The 26,021-nt window shown below is 69.4% G+C and carries 3 protein-coding genes; all 3 read right to left on the reverse strand.

Going from position 1 to position 26,021, the window contains the following annotated elements:
- Positions 1–7: 7 nt before the first annotated feature.
- From QN239_RS23195 to QN239_RS23205, 3 genes are read right to left on the reverse strand one after another with little or no spacing between them, the layout of a single operon-like run.
- Positions 8–22,492: a non-ribosomal peptide synthase/polyketide synthase gene (locus tag QN239_RS23195; RefSeq protein ID WP_499013990.1), complete on the reverse strand. Its 22,485-nt coding sequence runs from the start codon at positions 22,490–22,492 to the stop codon at positions 8–10.
- A complete protein-coding gene (locus QN239_RS23200; RefSeq protein WP_499013993.1) occupies positions 22,489–24,306 on the reverse strand; it encodes an ABC transporter ATP-binding protein in 1,818 nt (605 codons plus the stop codon). Before QN239_RS23200 ends, QN239_RS23195 begins: the two co-directional genes overlap by 4 nt.
- On the reverse strand, positions 24,303–26,015 hold the full coding sequence (locus tag QN239_RS23205) for an ABC transporter ATP-binding protein (RefSeq protein WP_499013995.1): 1,713 nt from the start codon (positions 26,013–26,015) through the stop codon (positions 24,303–24,305). Before QN239_RS23205 ends, QN239_RS23200 begins: the two co-directional genes overlap by 4 nt.
- Positions 26,016–26,021: the final 6 nt, after the last annotated feature.

Raw genomic sequence — 26,021 nt, forward strand, 5'->3', positions numbered from 1 at the left:
GAGATTGTCACACGTCCCGATCGCCGTGCAGTCGCGCCGCGATGAGTGGACCGAGATGTTCCAGGGTGTCGGCGTCCATCAGCTCGGAATGCCGGCAGTTCAGCGACACCACCTCCAACTGGCCACCGACGTGCGCTCGCCAGCCGTGTGACGCGACGCCGTGCAAGTCCATCTCCAGGATGGCGGCGTCCACGAAGAACACGTCGCCGTCGAACCGGCCGTAGTCGGCTCCGGCAGTGAAACGCTCTGCGGCGACGTAGTTCTCGATCACCTGCGCGATCCGGGTGTCGTCGAGCATCGCGACGGCATCACCGCTCCCGCGCACCAGCGTCACCGCATCGGCCACGGTCAGCCGCATACCGGGTGGGACGGCGAAGCCCATCTCACGCAGCAGGCTGCCCAACACGGCGTCGGCATCGAAGGCGGTGTCCGGGGTGACGTCGGTACGCGCATCGAGCATGCCGACGAAGCCGACCTCGCGGCCCCGGCGGTGCAGCTCGCCGGCGATCAGGAGCGCCATCGAACCGCCGAACGACCAGCCGAGCAACCGGACCGGCCCGTTCGGCGCCACCCGCTCCACCGAATCTGCGTAATCACTCGCGAGTTCGGCGATGGTGCCGGGCAGCCGGCCGGTGGAGAACAGTGGAGACTGCAGTCCGTAGAGGGGAATGCTTTCCGGCACATATCGTTTCAGTCCGACGAACTGCCAGCTCAGACCGCTGGCCGGATGCACACAGAACAGCGGTGGCTCTGATCCGTTCGCGCGCAGGGGTAGCACCGCCGCCAGGCCGGCCGAGCCACGGTCCGCGTCGCCGCGCAGCAGAGGCGCGATATCGGCCACGGTCGGGCTCACCATCAGGTCCGCCACCGCAACGTCGACGCCGAACTCGCGCCGGATCGCCGCCGCCAGACGCACCAGGAGCAGCGAATGCCCGCCGAGCGCGAAGAAGTCATCGTCGATGTCGGCGACCTCAATGCCGAGGACATCGGCGAACAGTGCGCAGAGCCGGTGTTGTTCCGGTGTCTGCGGCGGCCGTCCGGTGCCCGCGGTGATCTGCGGATCCGGCAGCGCATTGCGGTCCAGCTTGCCGCTGGGGGTCAACGGGAACTCGGTCAGTTCCACGAATGCCGAGGGCACCATGTGGATCGGCAGGGCCGCCGCGGCGTGTTCGCGCAGCGCGTCCGGGGTCGACATGGCGGCCCGCAGGTAGTACGCCACCAGCCGGTCGTGGCGAACCACCACCCGCGCCGAGGCCACCCCGGGATGAGCGGCCAGCACCGTCTCGATCTCGGCGGGTTCGATGCGTACCCCGCGCAGCTTGATCTGATCGTCGCTGCGGCCCAGATACTCGAGCTGGCCGTCGCCGCGCCAGCGCACCACGTCACCGGTGCGGTACAGCCGAGCGCCGGTGCCGAACGGGTCGGCGACGAAGCGTTGTGCGGTCAGGCCGGGGCGGTGCAGATACCCGTCCGCCAACTGCACACCGGCCAGGTACAGCTCTCCCGGCGCGCCGTCCGGGACCGGGTTGAGGTAGCCGTCGAGTACGTAGGCGCGCACATTCCAGCCGGGAACGCCAAGGGCCACCGGGCCACCGTCCGCGGTCCAGCCCAGGACGTCGACGGCCGCCTCCGTCGGACCGTAGAGATTGTGCAGCGGCACCCCCAGGGCGGCGCCGAACCGGGCGGCCAGGTCATCGGTGAGCGCCTCGCCACCGACCGTCACCCGGGTCAGTGACCGGCACTGCGCCGAGCGCGGCTCGTCCAGGAACAGCTCGAGCATCGACGGTACGAAGTCGACCGCCGTGACACGTTGGGCGACAATGGTTTCCGCAAGGTAAGCGGGGTCCCGATGGCCGCCGGGCCTGGCGATCACCAGCGTGGCGCCCACGCTGAGCGGCCAGAACACCTCCCACACCGAGGTGTCGAAGCTGATCGGTGTCTTCACCAGCATCCGATCCTGATCCGTGAGCGCATAGGCGTCCTGCAGCCAGGCGATCCGGTTCACGATGCCGGCATGCGTGACGGCCACGCCCTTGGGCCGACCCGTGGACCCGGACGTGTAGAGCACGTACGCCCATGTCGCCGGGTCGATCTCGGGTAGCGGCGGGCGCGCCGGTTCGGTGCGCACGAGACGGATCACCGCGGGGTTGGCGAGCACGACGGCAGGCTTCGCATCCGCGACCATGTACTGCAACCGATCCGGCGGGTAGTCCGGATCCAGCGCCAGATAGGACGCACCCGACTTGGCCACCGCCACCAAGGCGACGATCAGTTCCACCGACCGTGGCAGTGACACCCCGACGATACTGTCCGCCCCCACATCCAGGGTGGCGGCCAAGCGGTCCGACCAGGCATCCAGCTCCGCGTAGCTCAGGTCCTCACCCTCGAACCGAACGGCGACGGCATCGGGGGTCACTGCGGCCTGCCGGGACACCAATCCGCCCAGCCCGATCTGGGCGAGCGCGCGGTCGGTGGCGTTCCGGGCCGCCACCGTTGCGCGTTCGTCGTCGTCGAGCAGATCGACCGCGCCCACCGCAAGACCGGTGTCCTGCGCGAAATGTCCGAGGGCGGCGACCAGTCGGCCCGCCAGGGTGCGGACCGACGAGGCGTCGAACAGGTCCGCGCTGTATTCGGCCATGATCGTGGCGCCGCCGTCGGCCCGGTCGTCGATCAGGGTGAACCCGAGATCGAACATGGCGGCCGCCACGTCCGGTTCGCTCCAGCGGGTCGGCAGCCCGAACATATCGGTGCTGCCACTGTCGCGCAGATGGTATCCGACGAACACGTTGAACAACGGGTTCCGGCCCGCAACCCGAGGCGGATTGAGCAGTTCGACGAGCTGGTCGAAGGGCAGCTCCTGATGCGCGAAGGCGGCCAGATCGGCGGTGCGGACCCGGGCCAGCAGCTCCTCGAAGGTCGGATTGCCCGAGATATCGGCCCGCAGCACCAACGTGTTCACGAAGAAACCGATCACCTCATTCAGTGCGGCTTCGTCACGGCCGGCCACCGGTGTGCCGACGACGATATCCTCGCCGGCACCGAGGCGGTGCAGCAGCGCGGCGACACCGGCGTGGAGCACCATCAGCGGGCTGACCTGATGCCGTGCCGCCAGATTGCGCAGCGCCGCAGCGGTTTCCACCGGAATGTCGTAGTACGTGACACCGCCGGCCCCGCTGGGGTGTACCGGCCGGGGTCGATCGGTCGGCAGGGTCAGCTCATCGGGTGCGCCGCTGAGCGTGGCGCGCCAGAACTCGCGCTGCCGGGGGCAGACCAGCTCCAGCAGTTCCCGCTGCCACAACGTGTAATCGGCGTACTGCACCGGCAGGTCGGGCAGCGGGGTGGGGGCGCCGCTGCGCCTGGCGGCGTAGGCGCGGTTGAGGTCCGCGATGAACGGGCCGTCGGACCATTCGTCGGTGGCGATGTGGTGCAGCAGCACCACCACGGTGTGGTCCTGCGGTCCGGTTCGCAGCACGGTGACCCGCAGCGGGATTTCGGCGCTCAGGTCGAATGGGCGTGCCACCGCAGCGGCGATTCGATCGTCAATGGTGGTTGCCGCACAATCGATCACCTCGAGGGGTGCCCGCGTGCCGGCCGCCAGGATGTGCTGGAAGTAACGCCCGTCGTGTTCGGTGAACGCGGTGCGCAGCGACTCGTGGCGGGCCAGCACATCGGCCAGCGCGTCGTCGAGGGCGTCGAGCCGCAACTCCCCCTCCACGCGGAAGGTCAGCGGGTAGTTGTAGGCGACAGAACCTTTTTCGGTGGTCCCACCGAGCCTGTCCAGCATGAGCAGCCGCTGCTGAGCCGGTGACGCCGGAATCCGTTCGGGCCGTGGCATCGCGGTCAGGTCGGGACGTGGGATCACTCGGGGCCGGCCGTCCAGAAGTACCGCGAGTTCGGCGACGGTGGGTGCGTCGAAGACATCCCGGAGGGACATCTCGACGCCGAGGGCCGCGCGCACCCGGTTGATCAGCCGGATGCTGACCAGAGAATGTCCGCCCAGGTCGAAGAAGTCGTCATCGGCGCCCACCCGGTCGAGGCCCAGCACCTCGGCATACAGCGCGCACAACGTCTCCTCCGTCGCCGTCTGCGGCGGTCGGCTCGCGGCCCGCTGATGCTCGACCTCGGGCAGGGCGCGGGTGTCGAGCTTGCCGTTGTCGGTCATCGGCAGGGCGTCGAGCACTGCCATCGCCGAAGGCACCATAAAACCGGGCAGCCCGGCCTTGAGGTGGCTGCGCACCCGTCGGATCAGGTCCGGATCATGACCGGCGGCCGAGACGAGATAGCCGATCAACCGGTGTGAGCCGGAGGTGTTCGGGTCGGGCCGCGCGATGACGGCGGCCTGCGTGACCTCCGGGTGCGCGGTGAGCGCGGCCTCGATATCCCCGAGTTCCACCCGGTAGCCGCGGATCTTGACCTGATCGTCGGTGCGGCCCAGGAAGTCCAGGTTGCCGTCGGCACGGCGGACCACCAGGTCACCGGTCCGGTACATCCGGGCGTCCTCGTCCCCGGCGACCAGGAACGGGTTGGCGACGAATCTGCTCGCGCTCAGGGCCGGCTGCCGCAGGTACCCGCGGGCCAGCCCGGCCCCGGCGATGTACAACTCACCCGGCGTCCCGTCCGGCACCGGCCGCAGCCAGGCGTCCAGGATGTAGCCGCGGGTGTTCCAGATCGGCGTGCCGACCGTGGGGGTCGCACTGTCGTCGGTACCGCCGCCGAGGGTGTTGATGGTGTATTCGGTGGGGCCGTACAGGTTGTAGCCGTAGCTGGTGTCGCTGTCGCGCAACCGGTTCCACACGGTGGCCGAGACAGCCTCACCGCCGAGCAGTACCAGCACGGGTGCGTGCCCGCCGGCCCCTTCGAGCAGGCCCTGTTCGAAGAGCAGCTGCGCATAGGTCGGGGTGACGTTGATGACGTCGATCCGATGCTGGTGGCAGTAGGCCACCAATGCCGAGGCGTCGCGGCGTAACTCCTCATCGCAGATGTGCACCTCGTGGCCCTCGATCAGCCACAGCAGCTCCTCCCACGACATGTCGAAGGAGAACGACACGGTGTGGGCGATGCGCAGGCGCCGCCCGCCGGCCCTGGCGATGGCGGGCGCGAAGATGGCCTCGCGGTGGTTCAGGTGCATATTGGTCAGCCCGCGGTGCGGGGTGAGCACACCCTTCGGTTTACCGGTGGAACCGGAGGTGTAGATGACGTAGGCGGGATCGTCCAGGCCCGGCCGGTGACCGTCCCACACCGGTGGTGTCGCAGCGAGTTCGGCGGCGGTGTCGGCGTCGTCGAGGATGAGCACCGGGCAGGTCGCCGGGGCGACCGCGCCGATCCGGCCGGCCACCTCGCGGGTGGTCACGACACAGGCCGGCGCACCGTCGGCGAGCATGACGGCCAGCCGGTCGTCCGGATAGTCCAGCTCCAGCGGCAGGTAGGCCGCACCGGACCGCAACACCGCGAACAGCGCCACCACGGCGGTGATGGATCGCGGGATGGCCAGCGCGACCGTGGTATCCGGTCCGATCCCGCGGGCCCGGAGCAATCCGGCCATCCGGTTCAGCCGGGCGTCGAGCTGTCGGTAGTCGATGCTCTCGGCACCGCAGACCAAGGCGGTGAGATCGCTCGCGGCGTCGCTGCGCTCGGCCAGCAGGTCCACCACCGTCGTCGCGGGCAGGCGGTGCCGAGTCGCGTCGCCGCGGGCGCTAAGGGCACCGGACTCCTGCGGGAGAACCAGATCCGCTGCGGCCAGGGTGTCCTCGGGTTCCAGGTGAATCAGGACCTGCCGCAGCCGGTCCAGCAGACGCTGCGCGTGCGCGCGGTCCACCACGTCGGGCCGGTACTCCAGCTTCATCCACAACCGGCGCCCGGGTGAGGCCACCCAGGTCAACGGATAGTGCGAGGCGTCGACGGAGTCGTGACCGACGATGCCGTACTCGGCCTCCATATCGGTGAAGGTGTCGTCGTCCAGGAAGTTCTGCAGCACGTAGAGGCTGTCGAACAGGGCGCCTTGAATCCCGGCCGCGCGCTGGATGTCTCCCAGCCCGAGGTACTCGTGATCCATCAACTGCAGGCGGTCGGTCTGCACCGCACGCATGGCGTCGGCGATCGTCGTCTGCGGCCGCAGCCGCACCCGGGTCGGCACGGTGTTGAGGAAAAGCCCGATCACCGTATCGATCCCGTCGATATCGGTGGGCCGCCCGGCCACGGTGGAACCGAAGACTACGTCCTCGGCACCGGTCTCGTAGGCCAGGACCAACGCGAGCGCGGTACTGATGAGCGCGTTGAGCGTGACACCGCAGTCCCGCGCGGTCTGGGTGAGCCGGGCGGTCTGCTCCTCGGTGAGGAAGAAGTCCAGCCGCAGCGCCAGTGTGGGCGCGGTACCGACCGCGTCGGGAACCAGCAGGGTGGGCGCCGGCAGACCGGCCAGGGCGCGTGCCCACTGCCTGCCGGACTCGTCGCGATCCTGTCCGGACAGCCATCTGAGGTAGTCGGTGAACTGTGCCACCGGCTCGGGCAGATGCGGCGACGGCGCACCGTGTTTGGCGGCCGCGTACTCGGCGAACAGTTCGCGCAGCAGCTGCTCGCGCGACCAGCCGTCCAGCAGCAGGAAGTGGTAGCTGAAGATCAGCCGGTCGATGCCCGCCGTGCGGACGACGGTGAACCGGGCCAGCGGCGGCTCGGCGATGTCGAAGGTACGCAGCCGGTCCGCGGCGGTGATCTCCTCGATCCGGTCCTGCGCCTGCGCAGCGGTCAAGGCCGACAGATCGATGACTTCCGGTTCACAGAGCGGGCTTTCGGCGATGACGGCCACCGGTTGCGCCAGGTCATCAGCCCGGAATCCCGATCGCAGCACCGGGTTGCGGCGCATCACGGCGGCGAACGCGATGCCCAGGGCGGCGGTGTCCACCGGATCGGCGAAATCGAACACGTTCTGCACGATGTACACCGCGGCATCGGAGTAGCGCGCCTGGAAATAGACGCCCTCCTGCAACGGCGACAGCGGCCAGATCGTCTGCACCGCCGTGCTTTCGGTGATCCGGTCGATCTGCTGCTGGGTCAGGTCGACCAGGGGCAGATCCGAGGGTGTCAGCGCTCCCGCGGTGCCGGTCGTACTTTCGGCGAACTCGCGCAGTACCGCGACCCAGTGGTCGGCCAAGTCGGTGACCACACCTTCGTCGAACTCACCGTCCGGATAGGTCAGCGTGGCGCGCAGCCGCGGTCCGTCCCGCGTCTCATCGCAGGTGACGTTGATCTCCAGCAGGTACGGCGTGCCCAGATCGGGGTTTGGCGAGACGCGCAGGGCATCGACCTCAGGCGCCGAAGCCCAGTCACCGTCGGACTCCGACGCCCACCGACCGAGGTAGTTGAACAACACCTGCGGTGTGGCCAGCCGGCTCAGCACCGCCGAGGTGCGCGGGTTGCAGTAGCGCAGCTGGCCGAAGCCCAGCCCGTGGCCGGGGACGGCGCGGAGTCGTTCCTTGACGTCCTTGAGGACGTCGAGGAGCGTCGCGCCGTCGACAGGTTCCAGCCTGACCGGCGCGATCGCGGTGAACCATCCGACCGTGCGGGACAGGTCGAGTTCTTCGCTCCATCCGTCGCGGCCGTGTCGCTCCAGGTCGAGCACCAGGGGCGCAGCCGTCCCACGCCAGCGTTGCACCGCGATGTGCAGGGCCGCGATCAGGGTTTCGTTGACATCCGCGTTCGCCGCGGCGGGCACGGTCGTCACCAGCGGCAGCGACTCGGCGGCGGTCAGCCGGATCTCGTGATCGCGGGTCGACCCGACGCTGAGCGCCACCGTGCCGGCCTGCGGGTCGAGTTCGCCGCCGGGTGCCAGGGTGGCGGTCCAGTGTTCGAACTCGGCCAATCGGGCTGCCTGCTGGGCGTTCTCGTTGACCGCCCGGGCGTAGGTACGCAGCGAGGTCGGCACCGGATCGAGAACGATCGGACTGCCGTGCTGAATCTGATTCCAGCATTCGCCGAGATCGTCGATGAGGATGCGCCACGACACCGCGTCGACGGCAAGGTGGTGGGCCACCAGCAGCAGCCGGCCCTGGCGATCGGCGCCGAGATCGAACCAGACGGCCTGCACCACGACGCCGGTGTCAGGGTCCAATCGGTCGGCCGCGGCGTCGGACTCCGCGCCGAGCAGTCCACGCAGCTCCTCGTCCCCGTATGCCGTGGCGTCCACATGCCGAACCGGAACGGGTTGGCCCGCCATGGTTTCCAGCGACCACAGCATCGGCGCCGGGCGGTGCAGACGCAGCCGCAGCGCGTCGTGGCGGGACACCAGGGCGTTGACCACCGTTTCGAGTTGCCGGTGGGTGGCGCCGGCGGGTGTACGCACCAGTTCACTCTGATTGAACCGCGATACGGTGCCGCCGAGCTCGGCAAGCCGTTGCACGATCGGGGTCAGCATGACCTCGCCGAGGTCGGGCCCCGCATCGTCGGATCCCGCGGGCTGCGGCGCCCGCGCTCCGGCTGCCTCGGCGAGGCCGGCCGGCGTGCGCGCGGTGAACACCTGCTGGGGCGTGATCCGCACCCCCTGCCGGCGTGCGCGGTTCACCAACTGGATGGCGACGATGCTGTCACCGCCCATGCGGAAGAAATCATCGTCGACACCGACGGCGGTGCCCAGGATCTCGGTGCACAGTGCCGCGAGCACCGCGGCGGTGCCGTCGGCGGCCGGGACCGGCGCGTCCTGCTGTGCCGGTTCGGATGGCGCCGGCAGCGCGGCGCGGTCCAGTTTCCCGTTGACCGTCAGCGGCAGGGCATCGAGAGCGATCAGCGCCGAGGGCACCATGTATCCGGGCAGCCGGGTGGCGAGTTCGTCACGCGCGGCGGCGATGTCGATCTCGGCGGGGCCCACCAGGTATCCGAGCAGCCGGGCCCGGCCGGCCGCATCGGTGTGCACGGCGGCCGCCGCGTTGGTGATCCCGGGCAGGGCCGCCAACGCGGATTCCACCTCCCCCAGTTCGATGCGGTAGCCACGCACCTTGACCTGCTGGTCAGAGCGTCCGATGTAGACCAGTTCACCGGCTTCGGTCCACATCGCGGTGTCGCCGCTGCGGTACAGCCGCTCGCCACCGAACGGGTTGGCCACGAAACGCGTCGCGGTCAGCCCGGGCCGGCCGGCGTAGCCGCGGGCCAATTGCCCACCGGCGATGTACATTTCGCCGATCACACCGGTGGGTACCGGCTGCAGGGCACCATCCAGCAGATGGATCTGCAGGCCGGGAATGGGCCCGCCGATCACACTCTGGGGCGCACCCGCATCGGTCGCGGACAGCGGCCGGAACGAGACGTGCACGCAGGTCTCGGTGATGCCGTACATGTTGACCAGCCGCGGTGCATCGCTGGGATGCCGGTCATACCAACCCGACAGTCGGGAGGTGTCCAGGGCTTCCCCACCGAAGATCACATAGCGCAGCGACAACGCCGGCCGGCGACGCCGGTCGGCCTCGATCAGGGGGTAGAACGCCGATGGCGTCTGATTGAGGACCGTCACGCCCTCGTCGGTCAGCAGGTCCACGAAGCGGTCCGGGTCCCGGGCCACGGCCTGCTCGACGATCACCAGCCGCCCGCCGTGCAGCAACGCGCCCCACAGTTCCCATACCGAGAAATCGAAGGCCGCGGAGTGGAACATGGTCCACACGTCCGACGGGCCGAAGTCGAACAGCGTAGCGGCCCCATCGAACAGCGCGGCCACCTGACGGTGCGCGACGGCCACGCCTTTGGGCACACCGGTGGAACCGGAGGTGTAGATGAGGTAGGCGGGATGGTCGGCGTCGACCCGGGTGCGCGGGGCCGGTCCGGTGTGGCGGGCGGCGTCGGCGAGCAGCACCGTCCGGGCCGATCCGGTGGGCACCCGGTCGGGCACATCCGTGAGCACGCACACCGGAGCGGAGTCGGTGACGATGTGCTGAAGTCGCGCGGCCGGTGAGTCGATGTCCAACGGGACGTAGGCGCCGCCCGCTTTGAGTACCGCGAGCAGACCGACGATCAGGTCGACCGAGCGTGGAAGTGCGATGGCGACACGGGATTCCGGGGCGACGCCGGCCTCGCCCAGGGCCGCGGCGACGGCCGAGGATCGCGCGTCGAGGTCGGCGTAGGTGAGCCGCTCGGAACCGCAACTGACGGCGATGGCGTCCGGCGCTCGGCGCACCACCTCGGCGAAAGTGTCGACGAGGGTGCGGTCCGGACCGGAACGGGCCACGTCGGCGGCGACCCTGGCGCGTTCGGCCTCGGTGCGCAGGTCCACGGTGGAGACCGGGGCGTCGGGGTCCTCGGTGAAGGCGGCCAGGAGGTGTTCGACGCGTTCGGCGTACCGCGCTGCCTGCGCCTCGGTCACCACGTCGGCGTCGTATTTGATCTCGATGCCCAGTCGCTCGTCGAGATAGGCCACGAAGGACAGCGGATAGTGCGGGGCGTCGGTGCCGGTGAACCGGTGGAAGGTCAGCGCCCGCGGATCGTCGGGCGTGCCGGTGGCGGTGGTCGGGAAGTTCTCGACCACCACCATGGTGTCGAAGAATTCGCGTACTCCGGCCAGCCTGGCAAGTTCGGCCAGCCCCAGCTGTTGGGCGTCGAGCAGGGCGCTCTGCTGCTCCTGCAGCTGTGCCATGACGGTGCCGATCGGGGTGTCGTGCTGCCAGCTCATCGGCACCGGCAAGGTGTTGATGAGCAGTCCGACAAGGGAATCGGTTCCGGCCAGTTCTCCCCCGCGACCGGACACCGTGGATCCGAAGACCACCTGGTTGCGGTCCAGCAGCCGGCCGAGTAGCAGGCCCCACGCACCGTGCAGCACGGTGCTCGCGGTGACACCTCGCTCCCGGGCGGTGGCGGTGAGCGCGGCGGTCAGTTCCGGTGACAATCGGCGCACGACACTGCGGTGTGCGCCGATGGTGGCCCGGTCGGCGGTGAACACGATGGTGGACTCGGCCCCGGCGAGCGCCGACGACCAGGCCGCGCGGGCGGCCGCGTGGTGCTGTCCCCCGGCGGTGACCGCCTCGACGTGGTCGCGCAGCGTGGCGATCACCGGGGGCAATCCGGTGGCCGCGCCGAGGCCCGCGTTGTAGTGGGCGACGATATCGCCGAAGATCACCGGGTAGGACCAGCCGTCGGCGACGATGTGGTGCATCGTCTGAATCAGCCGGTGCTCGGTATCGCTGAGCGATACCAGGGTGTAGCGCACCAGCGGCGCGTCCGACAGCACGAAGGGCCGCGCCAGCTGCTGTTCGGCGATACGAGTCACCTCACCGCGGGTGGCGGTGAACTCGACCGCGGCATCCGTCCAGATGACCTGCGCGATCCGGCCGTCCCGCATCTCGCGGAATGTGGCGCGCAGTGCCTGGTGGCGCCGCACGGTCGCGATCACGCCGGCGCGCAGCGTCTCCACATCGACGGGTCCGCTGATCTCGGCGATCTGCTGCACGCGGTAGGTGTCCGTGTCGCCCGAGGCCGCATCGACGAAGGCGCTGTGGAAGTACATGCCCTCCTGCAGCGGCAGCAGCGGGAGGACGTCCTCGATCTCGCCGAGCTGCGCCCAGTCGTCCAGGTCGTCCTGGCTGACGCTGATCAGGCCGAAGTCAGACGGGGTGTGCCCGCGCAGAGCCGCACAACGGGTCAGGGCGTCCAACGCTTGCGACCACATATCGGCCAGTTCGTGGACGTCTGCGGGGTCGATCAACCCGGCGGGCCAGGACAGGGTCATGGTCAGCACCGTGCCGTCGGCCCGATCCTCGGCCATGGCGTTGATCTCCAGGGGCATCGCCGGATTGGTGTCATCGACGCCCTCGCGCAACGCACCGATCTCGTCGACGGGCTCCCAGTCCCGGCCCGCTCCCCCGGCGAAGCGGCCGAGGTAGTTGAACAGGATCTGGGGTGCGGCACCGCTGATCGGTGCCGACGGGTCGAGATAGCGCAGCACGCCGTAGCCCAAGCCGCGATGGGGTACCGCGCGCAGCTGTTCTTTGACGGCCCTGGCCGCCGCCGCCAGCGGTGCACCGGCGGCCAGCACGTCCGCCCAGGACACCGCGCCGGGGTCGACCGCCACCGGGTAGATGGAGGTGAACCAGCCGACGGTGCGGGACAGGTCCAGCTGGCCCGGCACGAGATCGGACTCGCGGCCGTGCCCCTCCAGGCTCAGCACGGTGGCCGTGGTGTCGCCGTGGCCGCGGTCGGCGCGCCACTGGGCCACGGCCAGACCCAGACCGGTCAGCAGTACATCGTTGACACCGCCGTACATGGCGGCGGGCACACTGGTCAGCAGTGCCGCGCTGATCTGCGCGGGCAGCGAGACGGTATGGCTGGTCACCGTTTCCGCGATATCCACGGCCGGGTCGAGGGGGCGGTGGCCCAGATCGGGATCCGGGGTGGCCAGCACCCGGTTCCAGTACTCGACCTCGTCGGTGAACGTTGCGGCACAGAGGTTTTCAGACCAGGTACGGAAGGAGGTCGGAACGTCCTCTGCGACCGGGGTACGCCCGGCCGTCACGTCCGACCAGGCACGGGTCAGGTCCTCGGTGAGGATGCGCCAGGACACTCCGTCGATCACCAGGTGGTGGATGACGAGCAGCAGTTGGCCCTGGCCATTCCCGGTGCCCGGGTACCAGATCGCCCGCACCATCGTGGCGGCGGCGGAGTCGAGTTCGGCGGCCGCGGCGGTCACGACGGCATCGATATCGGCTGCCGTGAGTGCACCGGTCCGGCGGGTCACCACGGCCGGCAGCACTCGCTCGGGCACGGTGAGGGTCCAGCCGTCGCCGGTTCGGTCCAGCCGGGCGCCCAGCATGTCGTGCGCCCCGAGCACCGTACCGAGCACGAGTTCGATTTGCTCGCCGGTGATTCCGGCCGGGGTGGCCAACACCATCGATTGGTGGAAATTGTCCAGCGGTGTGCCGGACTGTGCGGTTTCGGCGAGCATCGGCGTCGCCGAGATCAGCCCCACGCCGCTGTCGGCGACGACGGCGGCGGGGGTGGTCTCGGTGACGGATGCGGCCAATGCGGATACCGTGCGGCGCCGGAAGATGTCCCGCGGGGTGAGCGCCAGGCCGGCCTTGCGGGCCTTCCCGGACACCGCGATGGACGAGATGCTGTCCCCGCCGAGGGTGAAGAAGTCGTCGTCGATACCGACCTCGGGGAGCCCGAGGACGTCGGCGAAGATGCCGGCCAACAGGACTTCGCGCCCGTCACGCGGGGCACGCGCAGCACCGGCTGCCGGGGTGACGGGTTCGGGTAGTGCCTTGGTGTCGAGCTTGCCGTTGACGGTGAGCGGGACGGTGTCCAGCACGCCATACAGCGCGGGCACCATGTAGTCGGGCAGCGTCCGGGCCAGTGCCGCGCGCAGCTCGGCGGCCAGTTCGCCTGGCTCCGAATCGGTTTCGGGCACCACATAACCGACTAGCTGTTTGGTGGAGCCCGCTGGTCGGGCGATCACCACGGCATGCCGGATCCCGGGCAGGGTCTGCAGCGCCGCGGCCACCTCGCCGAGTTCCACCCGGTATCCGCGGATCTTCACCTGATCGTCGCTGCGGCCGAAGAAGTCCAGGATCCCGCTGCCGTCGGCGCGCCGGGCCACCAGGTCGCCCGTGCGGTACATCCGGCCGCCCGGGAGGTTCGGGTCGGCGACGAAGCGGTCGGCGGTCAGACCGGCCCGGTTCAGGTAGCCCCGCGCCAAACCCGCACCGGCGATGTACAACTCGCCGATCACACCGTCGCGTACCGGGCGCAGCCACGCGTCCAGGACATAGGCACGGGTGTTCCAGATGGGCCGGCCCACGGTCGGGGTGACGCTGTCGTCGGTGCCGCCGCCCAGGGTGTTGATCGTGTACTCGGTGGGGCCGTACAAGTTGTAACCGGTGCTGTCCGGCCGGTCCCGCAGGCGGTTCCACACCTCCTCGGACACCGCTTCGCCACCCAACAGCACCAGGGTCGGCGCGTGGCCGTCCCCCTCCAGCAGGCCTTCTTCGAAGAGGTGGTGCGCATAGCTCGGGGTGACGTTGATGACGTCGATCCGATGCTGGTGGCAGTACGCCACCAGCGCGGTGGCATCGCGGCGCAACTCCTCATCGCAGATGTGCACCTCGTGCCCCTCGACGAGCCACAGCAGTTCCTCCCACGACATGTCGAAGGAGAACGACACCGTGTGCGCGACGCGTAGCCGCCGGCCACCGGCCTTGGCGATCGCCGGTGCGAAGATCTCGGACCGGTGGTTCAGCTGCATGTTGGTCAGGCCGCGGTAAGGCGTCACCACGCCCTTGGGGCGTCCAGTAGAGCCCGAGGTGAAGATGACGTAGGCCGGATACTCCAGCCGCCGCGCTCCCACGAAGGCACCGAGTTCACTGTCGGACAGGGCAGTTGCAGATGTCTGTGACAGTGCGTGGACCACCGCTGCGCTGTTCGGGCTCACGACGGCGCCGCCGAGGCGGGTCTGGTGCGCGGCGAGTTCAGTGCTCGATTCCGGGCACACCAGCAGCACCGGGCGCGCGTCGTCGAGCATCCCGGTGAGTCGGGCCAGCGGATAGTCGCGCTCCAGCGGCAGATAGGCCGCCCCGGTACGCAGGACCGCGAACAGCGCCACCACCATGTCCACCGAGCGGGGCAATGCCAGTGCCACCACCCGTTCAGGGCGGGCGCCGTGCGCGATCAACAGCCGTGCCAGCCGGTTGATCCGCTCGTCGAGTTCGGCATAGGTCAGGCGCTGGGCGCCGAAGACCAGCGCGATGTCCTGAGGGCACGACGCGGCGCGGTCGGCCAGCAGATCGGCGATGGTCTCCCCGCCGATCTCGTGTTCGACACTGTCCCACTGCCTCACCAGGGTTTCGTGTTCGGTGGCCAGCGTCAGGTCGAGCGACCCGACCTGGGAGTCCGGCTGAGTCAAGAGCAATTCCACCGCGCGGCAGAGCCGGGCGACCATCGCCGCCGCGGTGTCGGCATCGATCACATCGGGCCGGTACTCCAGCTTGATACGCAACCGTTCCCCCGGGGTGAGCACCCAGGTCAACGGGTAGTGCGTGGTGTCGACGAAGTCGACGCCGACGATGCCCTGCTCACGTTCGAACTCGGTGAAGGTGTCGTCGTCCAGGAAATTCTGCAGCACATAGAGGCTGTCGAAGAGCTGCTGCTGGCCCGTGGCGCGGGTGATATCGCCGAGGCCGAGGTAGTCGTGGGCCATCAGGTCGAGCCGGAAATCCTCCACGGCACGCAGCAGTTCGGTCACCGTCGACGTCGGCGCCATGTCCACCCGGACCGGGACGGTGTTGAGGAACTGTCCGATCACGTGTTCGATACCGGGCAGCACCGGTGGGCGCCCGGCCACCGTCGTGCCGAAGACGACGTCGGTGCTTCCGGTCTCATAGCCCAGCACGATGCCCAGTGCGGTGGTGAGCACGGTGTTCGCCGTGGTCTGTGTGCGACGGGCGTGCTGGTCGAGCAGTGCGGTGAGCTCCGCGGACAGTTCGCCGTAGACCCGCTGCGGCATCACCGGTTCGGCACCGGTGCCCTCCGGCGGGGCGACCAGGGTCGGCTGGTCGAGACCGGCCAGCGCCTCCGACCACGCCCGTGCCGAGACGGCGCGATCCTGCGCGCTCACCCACCGCAGGTAGTCGGCGTAGGTGGCGGTACCCGCGGGCAGCGCGCCGCGCAGACCGCCGGAGTTGTACAGCGCGAACAGCTCGCGCAGGACCAGCTCACGCGACCAGCCGTCCCACAGCAGGAAATGACAGGTCAACAGCAGCCGGTCACCGCGGTCGGGCAGCCGGATGACGGTGAGACGCACCAGCGGTGGCATCCGCAGATCGAAGGGGGTTTCGCTGTCGGTGCGCATCACCACGGCGAGCTGAGCTTCGGCGGCATCGGCGGTCAGGTTCGACAGGTCCACCTCGGCGACCGCGGCGGGTACGAACCGTCCCACGTATTGCACGGGCCGAGGCAGGTCATCGCTGGTGAATCCGGCACGCAGGTTGTCGTGACGGGTCAGCAGGGCCCCGAACGCGACCCGCAGGGCGTCGACGTCGAGCCGATGGTCGAAGTCGAAGACATTCTGTGCCAGGTAGGTGTTGACGTCGTCGGTGTAGGTGCACTGGTAGTACACGCCTTCCTGCAGCGGCGAGAGTGGCCACACCTCGGCCACCTCGACGGGGCTCGACGCGGTCAGCAGGGCCAACTCGTCCTCGGAAAGTCCGTGCCATGCTTGCGGTGTCACCGCAGCGATGGCAGGGGCTTCCGCGCCCAGCGCGGTGGCCAGCGCGCGTGCGGTGCGCAGCCGGAACAGCTCGCTGGTGGCCAGCGTCAGTCCGGCCCCGGCCAGCCTGTTGACCACGCGTAGCGCCAGCAGACTGTCTCCGCCCAGTGCGAAGAAATCCTCGTCTATTCCGGCGTCCTCGGTGCCCAGTACTTCGGCGAAGGTCGCGCAGATCAGTTCCTCTTGGGCGGTGCGCGGCGCCGTGCGGGAAACGGTGCGCGCGGGCTCAGGCAACGCCGAGCGGTCCCGTTTCCCATTGGGCAGCAACGGGATCGCGTCGAGCACCGTGACGGTGGCCGGAATCATGTGGGCCGGCAGGACGCCGGCGAGTGCGGCCCGGACGGTTTCCGGGTCGGGTTGGCATCCTGCGCGGGCGACCACATACCCGTCCAGACGTTGCCGGCGGGCGGTGACCACCGCCTCGGCGATATCGGGCAGCCCGGCCAGTGCGGTCTCGATCTCGCCGAGTTCGACGCGGAACCCGTTGACCTTGACCTGATTGTCGGCGCGGCCGAGATACTCGACCGTGCGCTCCGGCGTCCAGCGCGCCAGATCGCCGGTGCGGTAGAGGCGCTCACCGCCGGCGCTGAACGGGTCGGCGACAAACCGGGCGGCGGTGTTGGCATGCTGACCGAGGTACCCGCGGGCCACCTGCGCTCCGCCCACATAGATTTCGCCGACGGCGCCGGGCGGCACCGGCGACAGGTCCGGTCCGAGCAGGTAGATCCGGCAGCCCGGGACCGGCCGGCCGAGCGTGACGGCTCCGGTCACCGCTCCGGCGAGCACGTCGCCGGTGACCTCGGAGGAACCGTAGGAGTTGACGATCTCGGCTTCTGGCGACACCTGTTGCAGTGCAGCGACAGTGGCCGCGTCCAGTGGTTCACCGCTGCAGATCCAGCGTGCCACCGTCCCGAACTTGTTGCTCGCGACCTCGGCCATCGCCGAGCCCAGACTGGGTACCACCAGCAGTTGGGTGGCAGCGACGTCGTCGACCAGTCCGGCCAGCGCGGCACCGTCCTTGGCGGTGGCGTCATCGGCGACGACCGTGGTGGCTCCGGCGACCAGTGCGCCGAGCAACTCGGTGGTGCCGTCGATGAAGCTCATGGAACTCTTGGCGATGCGCACATCGTCGCGGTCGCGGGACCACGCCGTCCTGGCCCACGACAGCCGGTTGGTCAGTGCACCGTGGGTGCCGACGACACCTTTCGGGCGCCCGGTACTGCCGGAGGTGTAGACCACCGATGCGGCGTCATCCGGATCGAGGACGGTGTCGCGCCATGGCCGGCCCGCGGCGTCGGTGCTGACCACCGGGAGTCCGTGGTCGGGCAGTGTCGTGCCGTCGGTGAGCACGACCTTGGGTTGCGCGTCGTCGAGCACGTAGGTGATCCGCGCCGACGGATACCCGGGGTCGATGGGCAGATAGGCTGCGCCGCTTCGTAACACGGCGAGCAGGGCGGTGGCCATCGACGTGGTCCGGCTGGTGGCCACGGCGACGAGGTCACCGCGTCGCACGCCCGCAGCCACCAGGGCCCCGGCCAGGGCGGCCGATCGGTCGTCGAGATCGCGGTAGGTCAGCCGCGTGCCGGTGTCGCTGACGGCGACGGCGGTGGGGGTACGGCGGACCTGGTTGTCGAAGAGTTCCGGAACCGTCCCGGTACGCGCGGGCGCACCGGCGCCTGCGCGCAGCACCTCATCGCGATCGGCCGGGTCGAGCACGTCGATGTCGTTGCACCGGGTCGTGTCGCCCTCGGTGATGACAGCCGCCAGCGTCCGACGGAAGAGGGCGAGCACCTGCTCGGCGGTCGCCGTGTCGAGCACCGCACGGTCATGGGTCAGCGCGACGTGCAGATCCCTCCCCGGCTTCAGCATCAGGGTCAGCGGATAGTGCGGCGCCTCAATGACTTCCATGCCGGTCACGTGGATCGCGGCGGTGTGGTTGTCGGCGGCGGGATAGTTCTCGATGACCACCAGGGTGTCGAAGAGTTCTGACACCCCGACGGCGTGCTGGATGTCGGCCAGGGCCACGTGGTGGTGCTCGAACAGGGCGGCCTGTGCCTGAGCGTGGCGCTGCACCACGTCCGCGAGGGTGTCCGACGGTGTCCAGCCGGTACGCGCGGGCACCGTGTTGATCAGCAGGCCGACCATATCGTCGATGCCGGGAACGTCACTGCCGCGACCGGAGACGGTGCTGCCGTGGACCACATCGGTGCGGCCGGTCAGCCGGCCGACGGTGATACCCCAGGCCGCGCCGAGTACCGCGCTGACGGTGACGCCGTGTCCGGTGGCCCAGTCCGCGATCCCGTCGGCGATCTCGGCCGGAATGTCGGCGCTCACCTTGCCGAATCCGGTGTCGCCGCGGTCATGCGGCGGCAGTGCGTCGGCAAGGCGGGTCGGTTCGTCGATACCGTCGAGCGCGGCGCGCCACGCGGCTTGCGACGGGACTGACGCGCTGCGGTGCAGCCAGTCCAGGTGGTCGCGGTAGCGGGCCGGCGCCGGCAGGGCGTGGGTATCGGGATTGTCGTGCAGGGCAGCCAGTTCCCGCAGCACGATCGGTACCGACCAGCCGTCGGCGATGATGTGGTGCACCGTCTGGATGAGTACGTGCCGATCGGCCGCCAGGCGGACCAGGGTGTACCGCATGAGCGGTGGTGCGGCGAGGTCGAAGGGTTCGGTGCGCTGTTGTTCGGCGATCTCGTCGATGCGGGTTCGGGTGTCCGCACCCGCCGGCACACTCAGGTCGTGGTAGTTCCATCGCACGGCGGGCGCGGCACCGAGAACGGCCACCAGGCTGCCGTCGGCCAGCGGGCGGAAGGCCGCGCCGAGGTTCGGGTGCCGCGCGATCACGGCGTCGGCGGCGTGGCGCATCCGGACCGGGTCCACCGGCCCGGTATAGGAGATGATCTGTTGCACCACATAGGGATCGGCGTCGGCATAGGTCGAGTGGAAGTAGATGCCGGCCTGCAGCGGTGACAGCGGTAGCACGTCGACCACGGGCGCCGGTAGCGCATCGACGTCGGCCTGGGTGAGCGTCACCAGCGGAAAGTCCGACGGTGTGGGACCGGCGACGTGGGAGCTGTGTGCGATGGCGGTCAACGCGTCGGTCCACAACCGCGCGAGCCGCGAGACATGGTCGCGGTCGAGCACACCGGCAGGCCAGCTGAAGGTGGCTTCCAGACACACACCGTCGCCGGCCGCCACCGCGATCGCATTGATCTCGAGGGCACGCGGCAGCGGCATGCGCGGGTCGCGGTCCTCGCCGATCGCCGCGTCGTGGCCGGTATCGGCCGGGGCCCAAGGCAGCTCCCCGGCACCGGTGAACCGGCCGAGGTAGTTGAACAGGATCTGCGGGGCGACGGCAAGGTCCGAGCGCCCGGAAAGGTGGCGCAGCGCACCGTAACTCAGTCCGTTGCGCGGTACGGCACGCAGTTGGTCCTTGACGGTCTTGACCGCGGCGCCGAGCGCCGGTCCGCCCGTCATCAGGTCGGCCCAGCCTGCGGGACCGGGGTGAACGTGGACGGGGAACAAGGTGGTGAACCAGCCCACGGTGCGGGACAGGTCGAGATGATCACCTGCGGTGCCGAGGTGGTCGGTCTCCCGGCCGTGTCCCTCGAGTTCGAGGAGCACACCACCGGTGCCGCCCCGCCAGTGCGCCACCGCGGCGGCCAGTGCAGCGACGAGTGCATCGTTGACCCCGCCCCGGATCGCGGCGGGCACCGGACCGAGCAGCCGCGCGGTGACGTCCTCGTCCAGCCGCACCGTGAGCCTGGCCTCGGTGGCTACGGTATCGACGGCCGGGTCCAGCGGACGGCTGCCCAGCTGCGGATCGTCGACCGCCACGACTCGCAGCCAGTACTGCTCGTCGGCGGCGAACTCGCCCCGCGCGCACGCGGCCCGCAGCTCGGTCGCCCACGTCCGGAAGGTGGTGTCGGGTGTGGCCATGGTGATCGGGCGGCCGGCGGTGACGTCCGACCATGCCGACTCCAGATCCTCGGCGAGTACCCGCAGGGACACCCCGTCGATCACCGTGTGATGGACCACCAGGAGCAGCCGGCCGGGACGGCCCGCGCCGGCGTCCAGCCACACCGCTTGCAACATGCGGCCCGCCGCGGGAGCCAACCGCGCGACGGCACGGTCACGTTCGGTCACGTTATCGGCGGATCCGTCGACACGGGTGAGCAACTCCGCCGCGGTCACCGCCCCAGCCGGTGGCACCGTCAGTCCCGCGCCGGCGCCGAGCCGTGCCCGCAACAGGTCGTGGCAGTCCAGCAGGGCGTCGAGCATCGCGGTCAACGTGGGCAGGGTGAGCCCCACCGGGGTGTGCAGGGTGACGGACTGGAAGAAACCGTCTGTGCCGTTGCCGATTTCGTCCAGCCAGGCCAGGATCGGGGTTGGCTCGATCTCACCGGTGCCATCCAGCGGTGTCGCGGCGGGTCCCGCGATATCGGTGACCGCGGCGACGAGTTCGGCCGGGGTACGCAGGGTGAGGACATCGCGCGGCCGTACGCGCAATCCCATCCGGCGGGCTCGGCTGACCAGTCCCATGGCGGCGATGCTGTCGCCGCCGAGGGCGAAGAAGTCGGTATCGGCTCCGACGGACGGCACGCCGAGAAGTTCGGCGTAGATATCGCAGATCGCCTGCACGCGTGGGTCGGTCACCGGTGCGTCGGCGCCGGGTGCGGCGAGAGCCGGTTCGGGCAGCGCCCGCCGGTCGATCTTCCCGTTGGCGGTCACCGGGAATTCGTCGAGGACCACGACCGAGTTCGGCACCATGTGCTCAGGCAGCTTCTGTGCGCACCAGGCCCGCAACTCGTCGGGATCGGCACCCGTGGTGGACAGGGCGTAGCCGGTGAGCTGTGCGCCGCCGGCGGGAGTTTTACGCAGAATCACCGCGGCGTGGCGCACCTGCGGGTGGGCGGCAAGGATGACCTCGATTTCCTCGAGCTCGACTCGCATCCCGCGGATCTTGACCTGGTTGTCGACGCGGCCCAAGAACTCGAGCACGCCATCGGCGGTCCACCTCGCGAGGTCGCCGGTGCGGTACATGCGGGATCCGTCCTGCGCGAACGGGTTCGCGATGAACCGGGCACCGGTGAGTCCGGGAGCGTTGACATAGCCGCGGCCCAGCAGGAAGCCCGCCGCGTAGAGTTCGCCACCCTCCCCGACCGGGACCGGGTGCAGGTCGTCGTCGAGGACGTAGAGCTGGGTGTGCGGATTGGGCCGTCCGATCGAGGTCTCGATACGTTCGGCGCTGTCGCGGTAGATGACATGGGAGACACCGATGGTCGCCTCGGCGGGACCGTAACCGTGGTAGAGCGTCGTGGACAGCTGGGACCGGAAGCGGTCGAACAGCGCCGGGGTCAGCACCTCACCGCCGCACCAGACATGCTTGAGGCCGGACAGCAGGGTGGTCCCGTCGGCGAGCTCGAGCAGCACATCGAGCATCGAGGACACCAGGTAGACAAACGTCACCTTCTCGGTGGCGATCAGATCGAGCAGGTACTGCGGATCCCGTTCCCCGCCCGGGTCGGCCACCACCACGTAGCCTCCGGACACCAGCGGCAGCAGCACTTCGTTGATCGAGATATCAAAGGACAGTGGCGCTTTGAACAGGGACGCGTCGCCGGGCCCGAAGCCCAAGATCTCCTGCGCCTGCCAGTTGAGGCGTTCGCAGATGGCTTCGTGCCGGATCATCGCGCCCTTGGGCTTGCCGGTCGACCCCGAGGTGAAGATGACGTACGCCAGTTGGCTGTCATCGATGTCCAGGACCGGAGCGATGGCGGGCTGGTCTTCGAAAGCCCAGTTGTCCAGGTCGAGTTCGATCGGATGGGGGTCGTCGTCGCGCCCGTCGCCGGGCGCGACGAGTACCGCCGCGGCCTTCGTGTCTGCCAGCACCTGACTGCGGCGCTCGGCGGGCCACTGGGGATCGACGGGCACGAACGCACCGCCGGCGGCGAGGGTCGCGACCACTGCGACCACCATCTCGGGCGAGCGCGGGACCGCGATCGCGACCACCTGCTCGTGCGTCACGCCGACGGCGCGAAGGCGATGGGCCAGCTGGTAGGCGCGCAGCGCGAGGCCGCGATACGTCAGCCTGGTGTCACCGGCCACTACGGCCAGTGCATCCGGGGTCAGACGCGCCTGTTGGGCGAACAGCTCGGGCACGGTGGTGGTGGCCGCCGGCCAGGTGTCGTTGTTCCACTGCCGCAACAGGTCCAGGCGGTCATCGGGGGTCAGTCCGTCGTCGATACCCGGGATCGTGGTCACGCGTCCGTCCTCTCCGCATACGTGTGATGCGCCGCCCAGGCACGCCACAGCTGGGCGTACCGACCCTGCGCCGAGATCAGCTCGGCGTGGGTCCCCTCTTCGATGATGTCGCCGTGCGCCATCACCACGATCCGATCGGCGGTGGCCGCCTGCGTGAGACGGTGGGCGACGACGAGTGTGGTGCGCCCCTCGGTGACGGCTGCCGCGGCGCGTTCCAGGTCGCGAGCGCCCAGGCTGCCCGCCTCGGCGGTGGCCTCGTCCAGGATGGCGACCGCCGGATCGAGAAGCAGCAGCCGTGCCAGCGCCAGTTGTTGTGCCTGGGCCGAGGTCAGCTCATACCCACCCTCGCCCACCACCGTCTGCACACCGTCTTCGAGCGCGGCGACCCAGTCCCCGGCGCCGACCGTATCCAGTGCCGCAAGCACTTCGGCGTCGGTGGCGTCGGGCTTGGCCAGCCGAAGGTCGTCGGCCAGCGTGCCCGCGAACACATGCACGTCCTGGCTGATGATCGCGACATGTTTGCGCCGCTGCTCGGGGGTGAGGTCGGCCAGCGGGGTGCCGCCGATGCGCACGCTGCCGTGTTGCGGGGTGAGCACTCCCGCGGCGATGCCGGCGACGGTCGACTTGCCGGCACCGGTCGATCCGACCAGCGCCACCCGCTGCCCGGGCTCCACTCGCACGGTCACGCCGTGCAGGACCGGATGCTGACCGTCATAGCTGAATTCGAGATCTGTCAGATCCAGCGCGGTATCTCGCGGTGCACGGCTCGGATGCTCGACAGCCGGCGGTTGCGGGATGCTCACCAGGCCGACCAGCCGGGCCAGACTGGCCCCCGCGTCCTGGGCCTCGTCGACGGTGAACAACAGCATGCTGATCGGTCCGAAGAGCCGGTGGAACAGCAGGGCCGCCGCGGTGGTCTGTCCGACGGTGACCGAACCGTGCTGCACCAGCCAGTAGCCGGCCACCAGGATCACCGAAAGACCGATGAACTCGGCGCGATTGATCCGTCCCACGAACCGGGTGAAGAACGTGAATACGCCGATCGAGATATCCCGGACCCGGGCCGAGGCATCCTCGATACCGTCCTGATGGACGGTGTGGGCGTGGTAGGCGTGCACAGTGGGAGCGCCCAGCATGCTCTCCATCAACACCTGCGATCGCTCCGCGATCACCCTGCGCTCCTGGGCGTATCGTGGCGCGGAGCGCGGCAGATACCAGCGCAGCGCCAGCAGGTAGAACGGGATGGAGACCGCACCGGCCAGAGCGAGACGCCAGTCCAGGCCCAGCATCGACACCAAGGTCAGCGCTGCCAGCATGAGCGCGGAGAACATCGTCGGGAACACGTCCGTCACGGCTTTGGCGATGGTCGCCACATCCGTGCTCACCCGGGACAGCAGGTCGCCCCGCCCGACTCGTTCCACAGTCGTGCTCGGCAGGGCCAGCGCGCGGTTCACTCCGGTTTCCCGCAGATCGGCGAGCATGACCGCACCGAGCCGGCCGATCAGATAGTTCGACCATCCGGTGGCGGCACCGCCCACCAGTGCGGCAGCTCCGAGTACCAGTGCGACGGTGATGACCGACGACGGCGATCCGTCGATGATCCGGTCGACGAGTACCCCGAGTACGTAGACCGGGAGTACGGTGGCCGCGGCCGCCAGAATGCCGACCAGGAGGGTGGCACTCAATGCGGCGGTGCGGGAACGCAATTCACGGCGCAGCCAGATCCAGGTCTCGCGGCCGGTCGCGACGGAGAGGATCTGCTTGTTCTCGGATTCGGTCAGCTGCTCCTGGAGCTCCTCGCCAGAACGACTCATCGCAGCACCGCCGAGGTGTAGTCGGGGCGGTCCAGCAGCGTCTCGTGGGTCCCCTCGACGACCACTCGCCCACCGTCGACCAGCACCACACGATCGGCCACCGCCAGCAGGGCCGGACTGCTCGTCACGATGACGGTGGTGAAATCGCCCGTCTCCGGGCCATGCCGCAACTCGGCGATGCCCTGGGCCACCGCACTTTCCGTCACCGCGTCGACTGCCGTGGTGGGTTCGTGCAACACCAGCACGGGCGCCGCCTGCAGCAGCGCGCGTGCCAAGGTGAGCCGCTGGCGCTGACCGCCGGACAGGCTGGAACCGCGCTCGGTGACGCGGTGATCGAGCCCGTCGTGGTGCACATCGATCACATCGACCGCGCTGGACGCCTGCAGCGCCTTCTCCAGCCTCGGCGCACCCGCGCCATCGACAACCAGGTTGGTGCGCAGTGATCCGGTGAACAGGTCGGCTTTGTGCGGTTCGACCAACAGGACCCGCCGGGCTTCGGCGAGATCGAGCTCTTCCAGCGCTCTGCCGCCGAGGCGGATCTCTCCGGAGTAGTCCTCGCGCGCCAATTGACCGGACAGCACTCCGACAATCGCGTCGGCGTCACTGGCCCGGGTGGTCACCACCCCGACCAATTGGCCCGGCTCGACGGACAGCGTGATTTCCTCCAGGGTGCCGTACCGCACCCCGTCCAGGACGATTCCATGCGGGCCGGCGCCCAGCGTGCCACCGCCGGGCGACAGTGTGAGCGGCGCATCCTCGATCCAGCCGACACGTTCGGCCGAGGCTCGCGCCTCCGCGATCCAGCTGGGTACCTCGGCCATGGTGCCGAACGGCTCCAGCAGGAATTGCGCGAGCCCGATCACGGTGATCAGTTGCCCGACGGTGATATCCCCACGCAGCGCGAACCAGCCTGCGAGCACGGCGATCCCGACCGCCAGCAGAGCACTCAGCGCGGTGGAGAAGCCGAGGTAGACACCTTGGGTGCGGGCCGCGCGGATACTGGCCGCGAGCGCGTCGCGACTGACCGTGCGGTAGCGCTGCGCGGCCGCCTGCTCGGCACCGATCCCACGCAACGGCCGCAGCCCCGCGATCAGGTCCGCCGACATCGCGGTGGCCTCACCGGCGAGCTCCTGCTGGTCGGCCACCCGACGGGTGATCACCGGTCCGCCGAAGTGCAGAACGAACAGGATGACCGGCGTACCCAGCAGGACGGCCAGGCCGAGCGGAATGTCAATGGTGAGCAATACCGTTGCGCACACCACGATCGCGGTGATCGCACCGGCGATGCGGGGAATGTAGTCCAGCAGGTACGAGGTGTTGTCGGCGTCGGTGCTGGCGATCGACAGGAGTTCACCGGTGCGCTGGGTGGTGCGCAGTCGCTGCGGGTGCAGGATCCGGGCGGCCAGGTCGACCCGCAGTTGGTGTCCCTCGGTGGCGATTGCCCGCATCAGGTGCCGCGCGCCGAGCCGATAGCAGATGGTCAGTGCGACGAACAGCGCCGCGAGTACCCCGATCCACAGCAGCAGTTGCGTGGCGTCGCCGGGCTTCACGGCGCGGTCGATGAGCACGCCGATGAGCACCGGAACCATGGCCTCACACAGCTGATGACCGCAGATGAGCAGGGACCCGCTGGTCAGCAGGCGGGCGTTACGGGTGACGGTGCGCCACAGGATGGCCAGGCCGGTGCGGGTGCGTTGCGCCTCTTGCACTGCGCC

It is taken from the genome of Mycolicibacterium sp. Y3, from assembly GCF_051188035.1.
GTDB classification, from domain to species: domain Bacteria; phylum Actinomycetota; class Actinomycetes; order Mycobacteriales; family Mycobacteriaceae; genus Mycobacterium; species Mycobacterium fluoranthenivorans.